At 48.7% G+C, this 15,840-nt stretch carries 16 protein-coding genes and 1 pseudogene; 13 read left to right on the top strand and 4 right to left on the bottom strand.

The window, feature by feature from the left end; translation table 11 throughout:
* Positions 1–117: 117 nt before the first annotated feature.
* Positions 118–402 (top strand): annotated as a pseudogene (locus B5E43_RS04885) (hypothetical protein); the annotation flags it as partial.
* Between the two features lie 231 nt (positions 403–633).
* On the opposite strand, the gene B5E43_RS04880 reads toward B5E43_RS04885, so the two are convergent.
* A complete protein-coding gene (locus B5E43_RS04880; protein ID WP_087394197.1) occupies positions 634–1,185 on the bottom strand; it encodes a helix-turn-helix transcriptional regulator in 552 nt (183 codons plus the stop codon).
* Between the two features lie 186 nt (positions 1,186–1,371).
* On the opposite strand from B5E43_RS04880, the gene B5E43_RS04875 reads away from it, so the two are divergent.
* The 6 genes from B5E43_RS04875 (at position 1,372) to B5E43_RS04850 (ending at position 7,401) form a co-directional block, all read left to right on the top strand.
* A complete protein-coding gene (locus B5E43_RS04875) occupies positions 1,372–2,862 on the top strand; it encodes an alanine/glycine:cation symporter family protein (RefSeq protein ID WP_087394194.1) in 1,491 nt (496 codons plus the stop codon).
* A 59-nt stretch (positions 2,863–2,921) separates the two neighbouring features.
* On the top strand, positions 2,922–4,109 hold the full coding sequence (locus tag B5E43_RS04870) for a MalY/PatB family protein (RefSeq protein ID WP_087394192.1): 1,188 nt from the start codon (positions 2,922–2,924) through the stop codon (positions 4,107–4,109).
* A gap of 286 nt (positions 4,110–4,395) precedes the next feature.
* The gene (locus tag B5E43_RS04865; RefSeq protein WP_087394189.1) at positions 4,396–4,818 is read left to right on the top strand and encodes a sigma factor-like helix-turn-helix DNA-binding protein; all 423 of its coding nucleotides are present in this window, start codon (positions 4,396–4,398) and stop codon (positions 4,816–4,818) included.
* 197 nt (positions 4,819–5,015) lie between these two features.
* On the top strand, positions 5,016–5,216 hold the full coding sequence (locus B5E43_RS04860; RefSeq protein WP_087394210.1) for a hypothetical protein: 201 nt from the start codon (positions 5,016–5,018) through the stop codon (positions 5,214–5,216).
* Positions 5,217–5,333: 117 nt separating this feature from the next.
* On the top strand, positions 5,334–5,600 hold the full coding sequence (locus B5E43_RS04855) for a DUF6870 family protein (RefSeq protein ID WP_087394187.1): 267 nt from the start codon (positions 5,334–5,336) through the stop codon (positions 5,598–5,600).
* Positions 5,601–5,703: 103 nt separating this feature from the next.
* Entirely contained in the window at positions 5,704–7,401 is a 1,698-nt protein-coding gene (locus B5E43_RS04850) for a recombinase family protein (protein WP_087394184.1), read from the top strand.
* Here B5E43_RS04850 and B5E43_RS04845 read toward each other — a convergent pair.
* Together B5E43_RS04845 and B5E43_RS04840 are read right to left on the bottom strand one after the other, a co-directional pair.
* Positions 7,383–7,661, bottom strand: coding sequence for a putative RNA methyltransferase (locus B5E43_RS04845; RefSeq protein WP_206406926.1), 279 nt, complete (start codon positions 7,659–7,661; stop codon positions 7,383–7,385). The two genes, B5E43_RS04850 and B5E43_RS04845, sit on opposite strands and share 19 nt — an antisense overlap.
* A gap of 103 nt (positions 7,662–7,764) precedes the next feature.
* Positions 7,765–8,856 carry a glycerol dehydrogenase gene (locus B5E43_RS04840; protein WP_087394181.1) on the bottom strand — a complete coding sequence of 364 codons (1,092 nt, stop codon included), beginning with the start codon at positions 8,854–8,856 and terminating at the stop codon, positions 7,765–7,767.
* 212 nt (positions 8,857–9,068) lie between these two features.
* Between B5E43_RS04840 and B5E43_RS04835 the strand changes: the two genes are divergently transcribed.
* The 3 genes from B5E43_RS04835 to B5E43_RS04825 are packed head-to-tail and all read left to right on the top strand — an operon-like array spanning position 9,069 to position 13,060.
* Positions 9,069–10,127 carry an HD domain-containing phosphohydrolase gene (locus B5E43_RS04835; protein ID WP_087394179.1) on the top strand — a complete coding sequence of 353 codons (1,059 nt, stop codon included), beginning with the start codon at positions 9,069–9,071 and terminating at the stop codon, positions 10,125–10,127.
* An 18-nt stretch (positions 10,128–10,145) separates the two neighbouring features.
* A complete protein-coding gene (locus B5E43_RS04830; protein WP_087394177.1) occupies positions 10,146–10,505 on the top strand; it encodes an Hpt domain-containing protein in 360 nt (119 codons plus the stop codon).
* A 56-nt stretch (positions 10,506–10,561) separates the two neighbouring features.
* Positions 10,562–13,060 (top strand): hybrid sensor histidine kinase/response regulator, encoded by a 2,499-nt coding sequence (locus tag B5E43_RS04825; RefSeq protein ID WP_158098965.1) that lies wholly within the window; start codon positions 10,562–10,564, stop codon positions 13,058–13,060.
* Positions 13,061–13,136: 76 nt separating this feature from the next.
* Here B5E43_RS04825 and B5E43_RS04820 read toward each other — a convergent pair whose 3' ends face one another.
* The gene (locus B5E43_RS04820) at positions 13,137–13,850 is read right to left on the bottom strand and encodes a DUF4368 domain-containing protein (RefSeq protein WP_343214266.1); all 714 of its coding nucleotides are present in this window, start codon (positions 13,848–13,850) and stop codon (positions 13,137–13,139) included.
* A gap of 166 nt (positions 13,851–14,016) precedes the next feature.
* Here B5E43_RS04820 and B5E43_RS04815 point away from each other — a divergent pair, with 166 nt between their 5' ends.
* The 3 genes from B5E43_RS04815 to B5E43_RS04805 all read left to right on the top strand — a co-directional run bounded on the left by B5E43_RS04815 (position 14,017) and on the right by B5E43_RS04805 (position 15,838).
* A complete protein-coding gene (locus B5E43_RS04815; RefSeq protein WP_087394173.1) occupies positions 14,017–14,451 on the top strand; it encodes a DUF134 domain-containing protein in 435 nt (144 codons plus the stop codon).
* Entirely contained in the window at positions 14,429–14,833 is a 405-nt protein-coding gene (locus tag B5E43_RS04810) for a NifB/NifX family molybdenum-iron cluster-binding protein (RefSeq protein ID WP_087394172.1), read from the top strand. Before B5E43_RS04815 ends, B5E43_RS04810 begins: the two co-directional genes overlap by 23 nt.
* A 381-nt stretch (positions 14,834–15,214) precedes the next feature.
* Entirely contained in the window at positions 15,215–15,838 is a 624-nt protein-coding gene (locus B5E43_RS04805; RefSeq protein WP_087394170.1) for a cytidylate kinase-like family protein, read from the top strand.
* The last annotated feature ends 2 nt before the right edge of the window (positions 15,839–15,840 follow it).

Genomic DNA, 15,840 nt, shown 5'->3' with positions numbered 1-15,840 from the left:
TGTTGGCACTTTCCAGTGTACAGGATTTAAAAGAGCATCGGTAGTGGCTTTATCTTTTCCGACTAGGTGTGGCTGCGAACTCCCGACACTTGAAGGTTAGTTTCGCCCGACCCGAATAAGGCGGCCCGGTATAGCAGAAAATATCTGGCCCAGCATGAGGCGGAGCTGGCAGACTACCGGGCGGCAAAGACGGCTATGAGTGAGCTTTTGGGCGGGGCAAAGCTCCCCAAAATGGACACGCTGAAAAAGCAGCACCGGGAGCTCTCTGAAAAGAAAAAGGCCCTCTATGCGGAATACCGCAAGGCCCAGGCGGATATGCGGCAGGCCGTGGCAGTCAAGGCGAATATCGATCACCTGCTCGGCCACGCGGACGAGCAAAAAAATAAGGCCCAGGAGCGTTAGCTCCGGGCCGCCGACAACAGGCGCTTGCGCCGGGACTTCTGGACAAAGTGTCCAGAAGTTCAGTGGGTTTGGGGAGCTCCCCAACAAGCATTTTCACGGGCCTGCGGCCTGTGAAAATTTCGGAGTGTGGCCACACCCGAATTGCTTGCCAAAACTGCGCAAAGCTTAGGTTGATACCCATCCAGAACCTGCCACACTCCCTATCGCATATAATCTCGCTATTCAATGCTCTTAAGGATTAAATAGAATATTATGAAAAATTAGTGTTTCGTTGCTTGCATTATAATAGGAATGGCGGGAATCAGCTTTAAATCTGATGCTTTCTCCACATCCCAGGTAAAATATATCTTCTCCGATTTTTAATTGTAATTTACCGTAAAAAACTGTAACAAACTCAATCGTCCCTCGCATATGCATATCTGAATCCCACCCATATCCAGGTTGGACTTCAATGTAGTAGACACTAAATTTTTGATTTTCATCCCCCGGAAAAACTACATAGTTCTTCAGTTTGGTATTTTCTTCAATAATCGGATCAATATCTGAGAGGCGAACCACTTCATATGGAGCACGCGGTTGTGAAACCAAGGAATTAAATGGCACCATCATACCGTTTGCAACCTTCCAAAGCGTCGAGAGAGATGGATTTCCATTTCCCCGTTCAATCTGAGCTAGCATAGATTTACTAACTCCGCTCAGTTTCGATAATTCCTCTAAACTTAAATCTTTTTCTTGTCTAATTCGCTTAATATTTCTTGAAACAATTAAATTAATAGTATCCAACTTAAAATCCCTCTTGACAATATATTAGTACAAGTTGTATTATTATATTGCGATGTGACATGTCATATTACTACACTATCGACAATGTACAGAACATTTATTATCATATCTCATTCATTGATTTTTTTCAACCTCTTTAGGAATATCATGCCCTTTTTTAGGGGGAGAAATAGTGGAGGAAAAATTATGACTGTCAGTGAGATTATTACCGCCGTTGACAATTTCGCTTGGGGGCCTATTTTAATCATCTTTTCATTGGGTTGTGGAATGTTATTTTCTATTGCATTAAAATTTCCGCAAATTAGACTTTTTAAACAAATGCTAGATTGTTCGTTTAAGAACAAAAAAGCTGCGTCAGGGCTAACCCCATTTCAAGCTCTGTCTATCGCGATTGGGGGACGCGTAGGAACTGGCAATATTACTGGAACAGCCAGCGCAATTATGTTCGGTGGGCCCGGAGCTGTGTTTTGGATGTGTGTGATGGCTGTTATTTGTTCGGCCTCTGCATACATTGAATCTGCACTAGCTCAAATATGGAAACGAAGAGTTAACGGAGAATATGCTGGCGGTCCCTCTTTCTATATGGATAAAGGGCTCAAATGCAGGCCAATTGCAGCATTTTACGGCATCGTTAGTATAGTTTTTCTCATTATCTTTGCAGGCGTGCAGACCAATGCCTTCAGTTCTGTTGCTAGTACTAGTTTTAATATTTCCCCTATTGCAATTGCAGTATGTTACACTTTACTTCTTGTTATAGTTATTTTCGGCGGCGCTAAGGTAATTGCTAGTGTTGCGGATAAAGTAGTTCCTTTTATGTCTGTTGCTTATGTAGCGGTAGCTTTAATCCTAATTCTCATTAACATTAAAAATGTACCGAGTATGTTCATCCTTATTTTCAGTTCCGCTTTCAGCACAAATGCAGTTTTTGGCGGACTAGTAGGTTCTGCTATTTCGTGGGGCGTGCGACGGGGTGTTTTTTCTAACGAAGCTGGTTTAGGCACAGGAGCATGGGTCGCAGGTTGTGCAGATGTTTCACATCCTGCCAAAGCCGGGCTTTCTCAAGCTTTTTCTGTGTTTATCTCTCTGTGCATCTGCTTAGCTACATCATTAATGATTCTCGTCACCAATAGTTATAATGTTGTTCAAGCAGATGGAGCTCAAATTGTGGCTTATATCAATGGTAACTACGATATATTTGCAACTGAAGCCGTTAATACAGTAATAAACGGGTTTGGCTCTATTTTTATTACTATTGCTATGTTCCTATTCACTTTCACAACTATCATGGCTTATTCCATGTACCTTAGCCGTATCTATTATTACTTTTTCAGCGATCACATTGATAATCCTTCTGTAAAGTTAATAAATATTGCTATTAATGTAGCTACTATCATGTTAGGGTTTGTTGGCCCCTTGGTCAGTTCCACCACAATTTGGAATCTTGCTTCAGCTCTTTGTGGACTGCTATCTCTGGTAAACCTTGCATGCCTTGCTCTATTATATAAACCAGGAGTATCTACTTTGCGCGATTATGAAGCTCAATTGAAACACGGACTTGACCCGGTGTTTATACCTGAGAAATGTGGAATCAAAGATGCGGACTTATGGCATAGAATTATTGCTGAAGACTACGCGGATGAACTAAAGGCGTATAAACAGGTATTTCCTGATAAGTAATCTACACATATCGTAATATAAACCTTTCCTTCGGCAGAATAAAGAAAGGAGAATATCCCATGGGAAAAATGAACTTGGACATCCTCTATAACAGAAAAGGAACTGACTGTGTAAAATGGGACCATAAAGACTTTGTAGATAGTAGAGTATCAGATGACGCTTTACCTTTATGGCTCTCAGACATGGAGTTCAAAGTTGCTGATGAAATCACAGACGCTTTAATAAAGCGGATTGAACACGGATTTCTTGGACATTCCATGCCTGGTGATAATTATTTTCAAGCTGTGCAAGGTTGGTATAAACGGCGTTTTAATTGGACAATAAAAAAAGATTCTATTTTTTACTCTCCTGGTGTTCTTCCCGCTCTTGGCTTCGTATTAAGAGGCTTTACGAAGGAAGGCGACGGTATTATCATTCAGGAACCCGTCTTTTATCCTTTTGCTGAATTGATTAATGGAACAAACAGGAAAGTCGTAAACAATCAATTAATTAACGATAACGAAAATTATAGTATCGATTTTTCTGACCTAGAGCGCAAAGTGAAGGATCCTAACAATACAATGATGATTCTGTGTTCCCCGCATAATCCCGTTGGAAGAGTTTGGACCAAAGAAGAACTAACCAAGATTATCAATTTGTGTCGTGAAAACGATGTTTTGATTTTTTCTGATGAATTGCATTGTGATGCAACACGCTCCGGTGTAACTCATACGCCTACTATGACAATAACGGATTATAACAAAATTATCACAGCAGTTGCATTAGGAAAAACTTTCAATGTTGGTGGCGTTCCCATTTCACAAATTATTATTGATGATGAAGAATTAAGAAAGATATGGTACAGAGAAACTAGGCTTAAGCACTATATTAGTTTTGCCCCGCCTCTGGATATGGTTTTAACGGAAACAGCGTATAACAAGTGTGAATACTGGGTGGATGAAGTAATGGAGTATGTTGAAGATAATTTTGATTTTTTAGTTAAGTATCTTCAAGAACATCTCCCAAAAACGAAATACAAAAAGCCTGAAGGAACTTTCTTGGCATGGATAAATTTTGGCGCCTATGTTGACTATGAAGAGCTATTTGAATTGCTAATTACAAAATATAATGTTTTGATTGAAAACGGTCGTACATTTGGTGAATCCGGGGCTGGATATTTTAGAATGACAGTTGCTTGCCCAAGAAGCTTTCTTAAAGAGGGGCTAGATCGAATTGTGGCGGCGATTAACGAGCTAACCAGTAAGTAACGTGGAATACCTTCTCATTCAAATAAGGTATATATTATTCTTCCTATAAAGCGTTTACCATGATGAATAATTAATATTTCTTCTCTGATGACGGAGTGCAGATAGTTAATCACTGTCTACACTCCGTTTTTTTAACATATGCTAAATAGGAAATGCACTTTATTTAAGGAGAATATTCTCCTGTTTTATTAAAAACCAAGCGTACTTATATACGTTGCCGCTCTCCTCCAGCCCTCCATTTTGTTTCCGCTCAACCCATCAACCGAAACAAAATGGAGGACAAGTTATGACAACGATCAATCTGAAAGATTTTTATTATTGGTACTTAACGGACGAGCTGGTGGAGGTGCCTGACGAGGTAGCCGAGGAACTCATGGCCATCAAGCGGCGCGAGGCCGCTCATGCGGAACGGGTGCGCTACAACAAGGCTTATTATTCCCTGGATTGTGACGATGGGATCGAATACTCCGCCTACCTACACGAGCCCAGCCCCCAAGAGCTCATGGATCGCAAGGAGCTGTTCTTCCGGCTGTGGAACGCCCTCAATTCCCTGCCGGAGATCCAGGGCCGCCGGGTAGATGCTCATTTGATCCTTGGAAAGAGCTACCGTCAGATCGCCCGCGAGGAGGGCGTGGACAAGAGCACCATTCGTCGCTCGGTAGAACGTGGGAAAGAGCAGATGAAAAAATATTTGCGGGAAAATTTTTGATTTACAGTCTCCATTTTCCCTTTTTTTCTGGTGGTATGTGAGAGGAAGTTTTCTCTCCACAAAGGAGGCGCGGGGGCCGCAGGCCGCCGCCCCCTTTGCGGGGGAGCGCCGCTGCCGAGTATGGCTGTCTTATGACGGGGCAAGAAAATGAGCGCGGCGCTCCCTCCATTTTTAAGTTTATCGAGGAGGAAATACCGATGGAACACGATGCTATGTTTGCCGCTATGCTGTCCCAGCCGTGGAGCAACAACGCCTGCCGTGGCTATGTCATCTACGCGATGGAAAACTGCGGGTTTTCTCCCAACGACATCCGGCGCGTGGTGGCGGAGCTCTATGAGGTTTTCGACTTCTGCAGTCTGGAAGAGGCCCAGCAGCACTTTGAGGAAAGCCCTTACTGACTTCTGGACAAAGTGTCCAGAGGCAGCCATTTAGCCGGACGGCCAGCACTTTCACGGTGCTGGCCGTTTCTGCTCATCATTGGAAATACTGGCGAATAACTGCAAAGGAGGTTTTCTGTGAAGCTAAACGCACAAGTGATTGAAAAGATGCAGAGCGTCAATCTTGACGCGGTGGATAAGGAAACGCTTGTTGACGCAAGCCGTTTTGTTTTTGATAATTCGTTGCCGCTGGAAAAGCGAGCTGCCCGTATGCTGGAACAGTTGAAAAACCCCTATTGTTTCCGCTATGGCGATATGGCCATCAAGCTGGAATTTGCCGAGGACGGCCCCTCTCTCCAGGAACTGCTGACGGGCTTTTTCCTGCGGCAGAAAAGCGGACTGTAACGATCCGCTACTTCCAGACACTTTGTCCAGAGGTGGAGTCATCCTTGTTGTACCCCCGGTGCAGAGGTATAATATAGATGTAATGTGATAGGAAGGAGGACACATGGCAAGAACAGCAAACCGGGGGACAATGAGCGCCAGTTCCCCAACTTCATACAATGTGATGCGCTGGAGATTAGGGAAATACATTCGCCTTTCTAAAGAAGATTTGCTCCGTGGCCGCGATGAAAGCAACAGCGTGGTAAACCAGCGGCGGCTCCTGGAACAATACCACCAGGCCCACCTGGATGAGTTCTATGAGGGCGCGGAAGCGGACGTATATGTGGATGACGGAAAAACAGGTACGGACACCAACCGTGAGGACTTTCAGCGGCTCCTGTCCGATATATCCAGCGGCAGAATTAACTGCGTGATTGTAAAAGACCTGTCCCGGCTTTCCCGAAACTATACCGATGCCGGAAACCTGATTGAAAATCTTTTCGTCCGGCTCAATGTCCGTTTTATCAGCTTGGCGGAGGGCGTGGATAGCTACCGCAACCCCGACAGCGTATCAAATATAATCGTTCCCATTACGAATGTAATGAACGATCAATACTGCTACCAGACCTCAAAGAAAATCCGTCAGGTGTTTGATATGAAGCGCCGCAACGGTGAGTTTATCGGCTCGTATGCTCCGTATGGATATGTGAAAGACCCCGGCGATAAACACGCTCTGCTGGTTGACCCGGAGGCCGCCGAAGTAGTCAAAAGCATTTTTTCCATGTTTCTGTCTGGCATGAATAAGCGCGGGATTACCTATTATCTGAACGATCATGGTGTCCTTTGCCCCACGGCCTACAAGAAACAGCAGGGGCTCAAATACAATGCTCCCAACGCCCAAAGCAATCCTATGTGGAGCACGATTACCATAGACACGATCTTGAAAAACCGTGTTTATGTGGGGGATATGGTGCAGGGCCGTCAACGGGTGAAAAGCTATAAAATCCATATCCAGGAGCGGGTGCCGGAGGAAGAATGGTTTATCGTAGAAAATACCCACGAGGCCATCATTGACCGGGAAACCTTTGATAAGGTGCAGGGCCTGCTCAAGCGCGACACACGCACAGCCCCAAAGGAAAAGCAGCTTTATCTGTTCAGCGGCTTTCTGAAATGCGCCGACTGCGGCAGGGCGATGTCCCGGATCGCTTCAAAAGGCATTTATGTCTATTACCAGTGCGGAACATATAAAAGCCTTTCAAAAAAGGCTTGCACCATGCACTCCATCAAGAGTGACCGCCTGGAGGCGGGCGTCCTGTTTGCAATTCAACAACAGGTACATTTAGCTGTTGCCTATTCGGAGCTGGTGTCCCGTATCAATTCCGCGCCCCTCAAAAAAAGCAAGTCAAAGCGGCTGGAGGATGCCATCGCCGCAAAAGAAAAAGAGCTTGCTAAAATTATGCGATATAAGCAAGCCCTTTATCAAGACTGGAAAGACGGGGAAATCACCCGCAACGACTACCGCCACATGAGCGAGGACTATGAACGGCAAGCCGAGGCCCTAAATAATGTCCTGCGGACGCTGACAGACGAGCAGGAACAACTGGAAAACGGCGTGGATGCGGAAAGTCCTTTCCTGGCCGCATTTCTCAAATATCAGAACATAGACAAGCTGACACGGGAAATTCTGGCCGAGCTCATTGATTATATTAAAGTTTACGAGGGCGGCAATATTAGCGTGAAATTCAAATACGCTGACGAGTTCCGCCGCATGGCTGAATATATCGAGCTCAACGCCCCTATGGTTCAAGAGGCTGCGGGCTGATATATAGCCCTATTACCTAATCCGTTTGCTGGTTTTCCTAATATATATTGCCCATAGTAGCCCTTCTCCAAGAAAGCGGCCCGGGCGGCCACCATCTCCCGGTCGTCCCCCGGCTGCTTGGAGTGCTTCCGGTTGACGGGGAGCAGGTGGGTGTATCCGGCGGCGGCTAAATCAAAGCTGTGCCCCTGAGGACAGCGGTAGGCTCCCTCTTCACGGGTCAGGGGGGAAGCGCACAGGGGGCAGCAGAACAAACTATTCATAAAAAATGGTCACCTCCCCTCTATTATGGAGGGGAGGCGGCCAAATAGCAAGGCATTTTTCCATTTGAAGTGCCATCAGGGTATGTCCGGCTTTGGGCACGAATTACTGATAGAGCCGTCCCAGTGCATCGGCGGCCAGAATGGCGGCATATACCTTTTCGGCGGTAACCTCCATGGGCATGTTGTGGATGGTCTCACCGGGAGCACAGGCGGCCTGGGCAATGGCCATGATTTCCTCTTCCTTCACCTCAGTGATTCCCAGCTGAGCCAGAGTGGTGGGCAGCCCCACACTGCAGCAGAAGTCCAGAACTTCTTCGATCTGCTCCATGTCGGCATTTTGGAGGACCAGCTGAACCAGTGTTCCGAAGGCCACCTTTTCGCCGTGGTACAGGTTGTGGGTGGCGGGAGCTACGGTAAAGCCGTTGTGGATGGCGTGGGCACCCGCCAGACCGCCGGACTCAAAGCCGATGCCGGAGAGGTAGGTGTTGGCCTCGATGATATTCTCCACAGCCTTGGTGCAGACGTGATTTTCCACCGCCAGCTTTGCCTTCAGGCCGTCCGCCAGGAGGGTATCGTAGCAGGCGCGGGCCAGAACCAGAGCGGCATTGGTGATTTTACCCCCGGCACAGGTGGAGGAGTTGGAGTCGGCGGTAGCCTTGGCCTCAAAATAAGTGGCCAGGGCGTCGCCCATACCGGAGACCAGCAGTCGGGCGGGGGCCTTGCTAATGACCTCTGTGTCCACCAGTACCACATTGGGGTTGGCGGGCAACCAGAGGTATTCCTCAAAGACTCCGTCATCGGTGTAAATGACGGACAGTGCGGAGCAGGGGGCGTCCGTACCGGCGATGGTGGGAACTATGACCACCGGTTTGTGGGCGTAATAGGCAAGGGCCTTGCTGGTGTCATGGATTTTTCCTCCGCCGATGCCCACACAGACGGTGCAGCCAAGCTCGTCAAACCGGGTTTTCAGGCGCTGAATCTCATTTTTGGAGCACTCGCCATTAAAATATTCAAAGTGGACGCGGCAGCCCGCGGCCTGGAAGCTGGCCTCCACGGTCGCCCCCACCCGCTGATATCCGGATTTGCTGAGAATAACGAATGCATATTCTCCCAGGGGTTTGGTATAGGTTCCGATGTTTGCCAGTTCCCCCTGACCCTGGATATATTTGTTGGGCGCAATAATAATTGATGCCATCCATATGACCTCCTATAATTGGATTTGAGAGGAGTATACGCAAGAAGAGGATGCCCTGTCAATAGGAGAGCCATACAAGCCAAGCAGTTGGTAGACCGAGAAAAGCAGGAAATCGGTTGATGTTTTTGTAGGTGCATGGTAAACTAAACCTGTATTTCTTAGTCGAACAAACAGAGGTGCAGAGGAATCAAGCAGTGGACGGTGAAGAATAAATGGACTCAAATGAGATCTTGATTGTGGACGATGATGAAATCAATCGCGGAATACTGAATATTCTGTTTTCTCCCTCCTATCGGGTTGATGAGGCAGAAAACGGCCGCATCGGTCTTGATAAGTTAATGGCAGATCCGGGCCGTTACTGCGCGGTTCTTTTGGATGTGATGATGCCGGAGATGGACGGCCTGGAGGTGCTGCGCCATCTGGAGCAGGCAGAGCTGGTGGAAAAGATACCAATTTTCCTCATTACGGCAGAGGCCAGTGATGCAGTTATGCGGGAGGCCTATCGCATCGGGGTGATGGATGTCATTAGCAAGCCGGTGGTGCCCTATGTGGTAAAGCGGCGAATCAACTCTGTGGTGGAGCTGTTCCGGGCCCGAAAGCGGCTTGGCAATGTGGTGGAGCGGCAGCAGTCCGAGCTGTTACAGCAGGCGCAGAAGATCATCAAGCTGAACCAGGGAATGATTCAGGCCCTGTCTACGGCAATTGAATTTCGGGACGGGGAGTCTGGGGAGCATGTACAGCGCATCCATGATATCACCCGTCTGCTGTTGACCAGAACAGAATTTGGACAGGGACTCAGCCAGGAGGAGATCGAACAGATCTCGCTGGCGGCCATTATGCACGACGTTGGAAAAATCGCCATTCCCGATGCGATTTTAAATAAGCCAGGTCGTCTGACCCCGGAAGAGTTTGAAATTATGAAAACTCACACCATTCAAGGGGCGTTGCTTCTGGAGAAAATTCCCCAGCTGCGGGAGAGTGGAGCTTATCGCTATGCCTACGACATTGCCCGTCATCACCATGAGAGATGGGATGGGCGGGGCTATCCGGATGGCCTGAAGGGCGAAGAGATCAGTGTTTGGGCCCAGACAGTATCTCTGGCCGACGTGTATGACGCACTGATCTGCAAACGGGTTTATAAGGACGCCCTTCCAAGACAGCAGGTGCTGGATATGATTCGGGAGGGAAAATGCGGTCAGTTTAACCCCAAGCTGCTGGATAGTTTTATGCAGGTTGAGGAGGAACTGTACCAGTTGTATACACACAAGTGAGAGAAGGGAGCATGGAGCATGGAACAGGGGATTCGTGAGTGCCTTTCCCAGGGCGGTATCCAGGTAGATGAGGTTTTGGAGCGGTTGGGTGGGAGTGAGGCTTTGGTAGAGCGCTTTTTAAAGCGCTTTTTGCAGGACACTAACTTCCAAACTTTGTGTCAGGCCATGGAATCTGGTTCCATGGAGCAGGCGCTGGCCGCCTCCCATACGCTGAAAGGCATGTGTGGGAATTTATCCATGAATGAGTTGACAAACCAGTTTACCCAGCAGGTGGCGCAGCTGCGGGCAGGTGACTATGCTGCTGCGGCGCAGATGATGCCTCAGATTCAATCCGATTACCAACGTGTGGTCCAGGCAATTCAGAGGTGCTGGCCATGAAGCCAGGGCGAAAAAAATGGAAACGGCTATGGAAGAAACTTCGCCTCTATATTGTAGTGATTGTCTTTCTGAGCCTGTTGGGAGGAGCCTTTCATGCGGTTTTGCGGGAGACGTTGCTGAAAAATTTTCAGGATCTGGGCACCGCTCTTGCCAAGAGCTATGCATGGGAGGAAAACAACAACCTCACGGTCTATGAAACCCTGTTGACCTTTGGCACCCAGTCCATCAATGTGCGCCTTGAGCAAGGGCAGTCTCCTCAGGAGATCGAAAGCTGGCTTGGAATGTACTATGAGCAGCTCCAGTCGGTGTTGGGGGAGAATACGGTAGATCCCTATGCGGTATTTCAGGGGCAGATATTGGCGGCAAATCCCTGGGAAGGGGATAGCACCTACGATTTTTCTCAAACGGAATGGTATCAGCAGGCCATGGCAGCGGACGGTGATGTGGTATTCACCGATGTTTACATAGATTCGATCTATGAAAAGCCGGTGGTTACCATTGCCCAAAAATGCCAGAGCGTAGACGCGGTATTGGCCTTCGATATTTTCCCGGAAAACTTACGCATCTATTCCGGAGCGCTATCGCTTCCGGAGAAATCCTCCTTTTATTTATGCGACCGCACAGGTATCCTCATTTATGAGCAGTCGGACTTGAAGACCTCTGAGGAGGAACTTCAGGGGTATCTGCACAAAATTTTAGCTGGCATCGAGGATGGAAGTTTGGCGGGGTATGACGCTCACATCACTGACCTTTCGGGGGAAGATCGGGGCGTATATTACTATAATATGTCAAATGGCTGGATCGCCATTATTACGGCACCCTTTGACACTATTTTAGCGAAGTCCGATCAATTTTCTCTATTGTTTGGCTTGGTTATGCTGTTGAGCGTTGCCGGAATCTTTCTGGTGGCCTGGCGGGATCTGCGTTTGTACTCCCAGGTGGAGCGGACCAATGAGACGGTGCGGGTATTGGGGAATACCTACTACGCCCTTTACCGGGTGGATTATCAGAACGAGACCTATGAGATGATTAAGGGCTCTGACTATATCCGTAGTCGGTTGCCTTATACGGGGCCCTACGGCGATTTGCTCCAGACCGCGGGAGAGGTGCTGGAAAAGCGCACTTACGAGGAGTTTCAAGCCAGCTTTTCTCCAGCCAGTATCCGAAATCTGGTGGCCAAACGGGTACGGGATTATGGTGGAGATTTCTTGCGCCGGTTTGGGGATGAGTATCGGTGGGTTAACGTACGGATTTTATTTGATGAATCTTTATCTCCGGACGAAGTGGTACTCTGTTTCCGAGAGGTGGAACAGGAAAAGCAGCAGCAGCTGCGGGAACGAAAGCTGCTGGAGGACGCGTTGGAAAATGCTAGGCGCAGTGAAAAGACAAAGGAAGCCTTTTTCAATAACATGTCCCACGATATGCGGACACCCCTCAATGCCATTTTGGGTCTGTCAGAGCTGGTGCGACAGCACAGCGATGAACCGGAAAAGGTAAATGGGTATATGGAAAAGGTCTACTATTCCAGCCGTCAGCTGCTGGATCTGGTCAACGATATTCTGGATATGTCACGGATGGAGCAGGGAAAGGTGATTTTAAATAATCAGTCCTTCGATCTACGCCAGTGCATTCAGGAATGTGCCGCCAGCTTTTATTTGCAGGCGGAGGCGGAACAGAAACAGTTCCAGGTGGAATTTGATCTACATAACAGTACGGTGCTGGGAGACGCTTTTCGAATTGGACAGATTATAAATAATCTGCTGTCCAATGCCTTTAAATTTACTTCGGAAGGGGACCGGGTTTCTGTTTTTGTGCGGCAGTTTGAGGAGAAAAACTGCTCCCAGTTCCAAATCATCGTTCAGGATACCGGAATTGGAATGTCGGAAGAGTTCCTGCCTCAGCTGTTTGAGCCCTATTCCAGAGAGACCACCTTCTCCTCCAAGCGGGTCAGCGGGACGGGGCTTGGGATGTCGATTGTGAAGAACTTGGTGACCCAGATGAGCGGACAAATTCATGTGGATAGCAAATTGGGGGAAGGAACCACCTTTACCATTACAGTTCCCTTTACCATGGTTCGTACAGAGAAGGAGGAAACCTGTTTAGAGCCTGTGGAGAACAGGGAGACGGAAAAGAAGAACGAGTCGCCCTTCTCTCTGGAGGGGAAAAAGGTTCTTTTGGCAGAGGACAATATGGTAAATATGGAAATTGCCACAGAGATTCTTTCCATGCACGGGTTAGAGGTTGTTCAGGCTTGGAATGGGCAGGAGGCCTTGGAGCAGTTTAAAGCATCCAAGCCCTTTGAGTTTGACGCCATCCTAATGGATATGCAGATGCCAGTTATGGACGGCTGTGAGTCAGCCAGAAATATCCGAGGCCTGTCTCGGCCGGACGCAAAGATCGTCCCCATCCTGGCTGTGACGGCAAATGCTTTTGCCGAGGATATCTCGGCAACCACCGCCGCAGGTATGGATGCTCATATCTCAAAGCCCATTGACTTCAATATTTTGTGTCACACCCTGGAGCGTTTAGTGGGAAAGAAAGAACAGGCGAAATAAAGCAAAGGGATTGTACCTAAAGGCACGCCCCCATAAGGAAGTAATCTAATTGTCGCAGGGCGGCATGGCTGAAAGGTCATGCCGTCCTGCCTTTTCTTTGCCGCTCCACGGTCTGATCGTCTCCCGACAGATTGACTTCTCCGATGAAGTTCCAGACCAATTCGATCTTCTGCCTGCGGTGGCCGCTGGACTTATCCGGCGCATGGACGATAATCTTCTTCACAAACTCGTTGACGATGGTGGGCGTCAGTTCCCGGATGCCCACATATTTCCGTACAATGGCCGCAAAGCTGGCAAAATCAGCTTGATCCTGTTCAAAGGTTTCTACCGCTTGCCGCCATGCCTTGACCTGCTCCGTCAGTTCTTTTTGTTCTGCCTCATAGTCAGCAGAGAGTTTCAAGAACCGTTCATGGCTGATTGTACCGATGATGTCGTCCTCATAAATGCGCTTGAAAATGCGGTCAAGTTCGGTAATGCGCTTTTCCGCTTGGGCGATTTCACGCTTACGCTTCCTGGCCTCTTTCTCTGCTTCTTGGAAACGCTGCTTTCTCGCGGCTTCCTCAAATGCCATGGCATCATCAAAGAACAGCGCCGTCACATCGAAAATCCGCTGCAACACAAACAGTTTCAGTGTTTCTTCCCGGATAAAGTGGGCAGAACAAGTTCCCGTGTTGCTCTTATAGTTGGAGCAAACATAGTGGTCTTGCTTGGGCGAAAAGCTGTTTGTCGTACAGAAATACAGCTTGTCCCCGCAATCCGCACAATAGAGCAAGCCAGAGAATATCGGCATCCATCAAAGGGTACAGTCCCTTTGTTTCTTCCTCCGCTTGGGAGTCCTCTATGGTAGGGGAGGCCGGACGGGACTGTTGAAAAGAAAATTTTAAAAAGGACTTGCAAAGGAATAAAAAGAGGGTATAATCTAAATTACTGACATATTCCAGAAACGGAGGACGGCTATGGCCAGACCGAAAAAATGCAGACGAATTTGCGGTATGCCCCAGTGGGAGGAGTTTCTTCCAGCCTCTGGCGGGGATGGCCAGGTGGTCATGACTGTAGATGAATTTGAGAGCATCCGGCTCATTGACTGGGAAGGGATGACGCAGGAGCAGTGTGCCAGCCAGATGATGGTGGCTCGGGCGACAGCAGCTTCCATCTATGAATCTGCACGGCGGAAGCTGGCGGATGTCCTTGTCCATGGCCGAATGCTTACGATTACTGGTGGAGAGGTGACCGTCTGCCAGGACAGTCAGATCTGCTGCGGACGCTGCGGTCAAGAAAATTGCAGGCGCTGTGGCCGTCCCTGCGGGCATCGGTGCCAGCGCTCCTCGGTAGAGGAGGAGCAATTCAAAGGAAATGAGGAGATAGACAATGAAACTTGCAGTAACCTATGAAAATGGAACGGTATTTCAACATTTTGGGCATACCGAGGCCTTCAAAATTTATCAGATTGAGAACGGTGCGGTGGTGTCCAGCCAGATTGTACCCACCAATGGCAGCGGCCATGGAGCATTGGCTGGCTTTTTACAGGAACGGGGAGTCAATGCACTGATTTGCGGCGGTATCGGAGGAGGAGCCAAGATGGCTCTGGCGGATGCTGGAATTGCTCTTTACGGCGGAGTGACCGGAGAGACAGACCAAGTGGTGGAGGATTTGCTGGCAGGGAAGCTGGCCTATAATCCGGGGGTGGAGTGCGAACATCACCACCAGGGCGAGGAACACAGCTGCGGCAGTCATGCAGATCATGAATGCCACCATGGAAACTGCCATTCCTAATGGCTCTGCGAAAACAATTAACGTTAAACAAACATGCGTAAGTCCAATTCGGACTTACGCATGTTGTTTTGCCGCAGCGTGAAACCATAAGTATCATTATCCGGAACGGGGGAACGGAAGCCAGACGCAAGGGAGAAAAAGAAATACTTACACGGGCGGGCAAAAGGTGCTATAATAAAAAATAAAGGAACTGTTTGAACATGATAATCCCAGGCTGCTCCAGAACTGGAATTGGACCGACCGGACAAAAGCGAGCTGCATGGAGTTGGCGCGGTGGATTTCCCCAATTTGTGCCAGGGGTCCAGGGCATCTGAAAAGGATGGTGGCCTAGTAGGGAAAGCAGAACCTCCGCAGGGATAGAGACGGAAAAGGAGGAGCAGTATGGAACGAACTGTGATTACGGTCAGCCGGGAGTTTGGCAGCGGCGGGCGGAGTATTGGCAAAGAATTGGCTAAACGTTTGGGCTGGGACTATTACGATAAAGAATTGGTAAAGCAGGTGGCGGAGCAGACAGGCTTTTCTCCGGATTTTATTGAGGAACGGGGCGAGTTTGCAGGGACAGGCAGCATCTTTTCCTATGCACTTTCCGGCCGGGGCACGCCTGGGGCCATGAATGGGATGTCTGCGGCGGACTTTTTATGGTGTATGCAGCGGGATGTCATTGTGAAGCTGGCGGAAAAAGGACACTGTGTCATTGTAGGCCGGTGTGCCGATTACATATTGCGGCAGCGGGAGGCCTGCTTCCATATTTTCGTTCATGCACCCATGGCGGCTCGGGCAGATCGAATCGTGCGTCTGTATGGAGAGTCCGAGCGCAGTCCGGAGCAACGGCTGCAGGAGAAGGACAAGCGCCGCAGGGTGAATTATAAGCACTACACTGGTCGGGAGTGGGGCATGTCTCAGAACTACCACTTGTGTATTGACAGCAGTGTCTTAGGAGTAGAGCACTGTGCCGATCTGATCCTGGCGGCGGCTGGACTGACGCCTCAGCCCAAGGAAGTATAAGG

This window comes from Flavonifractor sp. An100, assembly GCF_002161175.1.
Classification (GTDB): Bacteria; Bacillota; Clostridia; order Oscillospirales; family Oscillospiraceae; genus Lawsonibacter.
The sequence above is the reverse complement of the archived record's forward strand: the minus strand, read 5'-3'. Positions and strand labels throughout refer to the sequence as shown.